The following is a 3,392-nucleotide window of genomic DNA, read 5'->3' as shown; positions in this document are numbered from 1 at the left end:
GCGGTGGCCGGAGCGGTGGCCGGAGCGGTGGCCGGTGCGGGGCCGGGAAGCAGGACGCCCGCGACACGGTCTGCCGGAATGAGGACCGGGCACCCGGCATGCGATATTGGCTGTGCCATGCCGGTGACATCGCCTCTCCGCCTCGCCCGAGCCGCCGCCTTCACCGCGGTGTGCCTCGGCCTGGGCGTGGTGGCGCACCTGTTCAGCGGCGGCGCGGTCGCCCCCGGCGCGCTGGCGCTGGGCCTGCCGGCGGTCTTCGCCGCCGCGCTGCCCCTGTCCGGCGGGGAACGGACGCTGCGTGCGATCCTGCCCCTGCTCGCGGCCCTGCAGGTCGTGCTGCACGTGCTCTTCGCCCTGTCGTCCCCCTCGTCGTCCCCGTCGTCGTCCCCGTCCGCCGTGGACCTCATGGCCGGGCATGCCATGCCAGGACATGCCGTCGTGGGGCATGCCATGGTGGGGCACATGCCGAGCCTCGGAATGCTGCTCGGCCATGGCTGGGCGGTGGTACTGACGGCGCTGTGGCTGGCCAGGGGCGAGGCCGCCCTGTGGGCGCTCCTGCGGCGGCTCGCCGTACGGCTCACGCGGATCGCGGCCGATCCGGCGCCGCCGGTGTTCGCGCCGCCTGCGTCGCCGCATCCGGATGAGCCGCGCCTGCCGCGCTTCCTCGCGCCGCGTCACTGCGTCACCCGGCGCGGCCCGCCAGGCCTTCTCCAGCCGTCCGCCTGAGACGGCCCTCCTCACCCCGCTCCCTGCGGCGTACGGCCCGGGGAGCGACGTCAGTGATCTTTTCCGGCGGAGCGTGCCCCCGCGCGTGCCCGATCTTCGGCGCCTGCGACCGGTCACGCCGTAATGCCCCGCGTCGCAGGGAACGGCCCGCACGGCCTGCCTCGGCATGCCGTGCCTCGTATGCCGTCCCTCGGCACGCCTCTCTCGGCACGCCTGCCTCGGCATGCCTGGGGACGCCGCCCGCATGCCGCGCATGCCCGCCGGACGACCGAGAGAAGGCTTTCGCATGACCATCATGACCGTTAACCGCATGCTTCCGGCGGTGCTGGCCGCCCTCCTGGCCGCAGGAGCCTGCGCCACTCCGTCCGGCACGCCCTCCGGCGCGCCCGCCGCCACTCCGGCCGCCACTCCCGCCGCGGCGCAGGCCCCCGCCTCTGCGGCCACCCCGCTGTCGATCAGCGACCCGTGGGTGAAGACGGCCCGCTCCGGCATGAGCGCCGCCTTCGCCACACTCGTCAACACGACCGGCGAGGAGGTGACCGTCGTCGCGGCGAGCACTCCCGTCTCCCCGTCTGTGGAGCTGCACGAGGTCGTCGGGGACGGTGGCGCCACGACGATGCGTCGCAAGCAGGGCGGGGTCGTGATCCCGGCCGGCGGCCGGCACGTGCTCCAGCCCGGCGGGGACCACATCATGCTCATGAACGTGCGCACGGCCATCGAGCCCGGAGCGGAGGTGCCCTTCACGCTCACCCTGAAGGACGGCAGGACGGTGTCCTTCACCGCGGTGGCCAAGGACTTCGCCGGCGCCAACGAGTCCTACGCCCCTCATGAGTGAGAGCCGATACCCGGCGGGACGGCGGCTGACCCGGCGCGGCCTGCTCGCGGGCGGGGCCGTCGCCGCCGCGGCGGCGGCCTGCGCCCCGGTCTCCGCCGTGCCGGACGCGGCAGGGCACGCATCCACCGGGCAGACGCCCCTCCCTGGCGGCACCGCCGTCGAACCCTTCCACGGCGTCCACCAGGCCGGCGTCGCGACGTCTCCGCAGACGTTCGCGGTGTTCGCCGGGTTCGACCTGCGGCCCGGGAGCGACCGTACGGCGCTCGCGCGCCTGATGCGGCTGCTCACCGACGACGCGCGGCGGCTCACCCGGGGCGAGCCCGCCCTCGCCGACACCGACGCCGAGCTGGCGCTGCTGCCCGCGCGGCTGACCGTCACCTTCGGGTTCGGCGCCGGGCTGTTCGAGGCGGCGGGGTCCCGGCATCTCGCGCCACGGCTGCTGCCGGCGTTCAAGGTCGACGCCCTCCAGCCCCGTTGGAGCGGCGGCGACCTGCTGGTCCAGGTGTGCGCGGACGACCGCGTCACGCTGGCGCACGCGCTGCGCGTGCTCGTCAGGGACATCCGCTCGTTCGCATCCGTACGGTGGACGCAGCACGGATTCCGGCAGAGCCCGCAGGTGCGCGCGCCGGGCACGACCCAGCGCAACCTGATGGGCCAGCTCGACGGCACGGTCAACCCTGGGCCGGGGTCGGCGGACTTCGACCGGGCCGTGTGGGTGCGCGACGGGTGGTTGCGTGGCGGCACCACGCTGGTGCTCCGCCGCATCCGGATGGACCTGGAGAAATGGGACGCCGCAGACCGAGCGGCCAAGGAGTTCAGCGTCGGGCGGCGGCTCAACACCGGTGCGCCGCTGACCGGCCGGGCCGAGACCGACGAGCCCGACTTCGCCGCGCTCGGCCCGTCGGGCCTGCCGGTGATCTCGGAGTACGCGCACATCCGCCGGGCCCGGGTGGCCGACCCGGGCATGCGCATCCTGCGACGGGCCTACAACTACGAGGACGGCCTCAGCCCCGAGGGACGGCCGGACGCCGGACTGCTGTTCGCGTCCTACCAGGCCGACGTGGCACGGCAGTTCGTCCCGATCCAGCAGCGCCTCGCCGAGGTGGACCTGCTCAACCAGTGGATCACGCCCATCGGGTCGGCTGTCTTCGCCATACCGCCCGGGTGTGCGCCAGACGGCTGGATCGGGGAGACCCTCCTGTCCTGAACCCGGCGCATCCTGACGGACCGGCGCGGTTCCTGTCACGGCATCGCGCCCCCTTCAGAACGGCGGCACGTCGAGGTCGCTTTTGAAGGAAGCTCCTCCGGCTTCGTCGTCCGCCTGCTCACTGGCGCCGTGTCCGGCACCACGTCCGGCACCGCGTCCGGCACCGTGGCTGGCTCCGTGGCTGGCACCGTGGCTGGCTCCATAGCTGGCTTCGCCGTCCGCCGCGCCGTTGGTCGTGCCGTCACGTCCGCCGTTGTGGGGCGGAGGAGGGCTTGGTGGAGCCATGATCGTGTCCGGTGCTCCGGCGGGGTCGGCGGGCGGGCGTCCGGGCGGGGCGCCGGGCCAGTTGCGGGGCTGGGGTTCGGGGGCGGGTTGGATGATCTTCGGGAGCGGGCTGGGGTAGGTGTGTCCGAGCGGGCTGGTCCATACGATCAGTTGGGGGCCGGCCGAGGTGACCCGCCAGCCGCCGATGTGCCTGGTGCGGTGGTCGTGGCGGCAGGCCAGGTGCAGGTTGTCGGCGGTGGTGGCGCCGTTGTCGGCCCAGGGGTGGATGTGGTCCTGGTCGGTCCGGGTGGCGGGCATGCGGCAGCCCGGCCAGGAGCAGACCCGGCCGCGAATCTGGAC

4 protein-coding genes are annotated in these 3,392 nt (G+C 74.3%); 3 read left to right on the top strand and 1 reads right to left on the bottom strand.

From position 1 onward, the window contains the following. Positions 1–123: 123 nt before the first annotated feature. The 3 genes from BXA11_RS28715 to BXA11_RS28705 all read left to right on the top strand — a co-directional run bounded on the left by BXA11_RS28715 (position 124) and on the right by BXA11_RS28705 (position 2,768). Positions 124–726: an MFS transporter gene (locus BXA11_RS28715; protein ID WP_143734570.1), complete on the top strand. Its 603-nt coding sequence runs from the start codon at positions 124–126 to the stop codon at positions 724–726. Positions 727–1,021: 295 nt separating this feature from the next. Further along, positions 1,022–1,561: a copper chaperone PCu(A)C gene (locus BXA11_RS28710; protein ID WP_076439756.1), complete on the top strand. Its 540-nt coding sequence runs from the start codon at positions 1,022–1,024 to the stop codon at positions 1,559–1,561. Continuing rightward, complete coding sequence (locus BXA11_RS28705) at positions 1,554–2,768, top strand: Dyp-type peroxidase (protein ID WP_076439561.1); 1,215 nt, start codon at positions 1,554–1,556, stop codon at positions 2,766–2,768. Before BXA11_RS28710 ends, BXA11_RS28705 begins: the two co-directional genes overlap by 8 nt. A 54-nt stretch (positions 2,769–2,822) precedes the next feature. On the opposite strand, the gene BXA11_RS45475 is transcribed toward BXA11_RS28705, so the two are convergent. Next, the coding region (locus tag BXA11_RS45475; RefSeq protein ID WP_143734569.1) for an HNH endonuclease at positions 2,823–3,392 on the bottom strand (570 nt) is incomplete at its 5' end.

The organism is Microbispora rosea, from assembly GCF_900156315.1.
Classification (GTDB): domain Bacteria; phylum Actinomycetota; class Actinomycetes; order Streptosporangiales; family Streptosporangiaceae; genus Microbispora; species Microbispora rosea.
The sequence above is the reverse complement of the archived record's forward strand: the minus strand, read 5'-3'. Positions and strand labels throughout refer to the sequence as shown.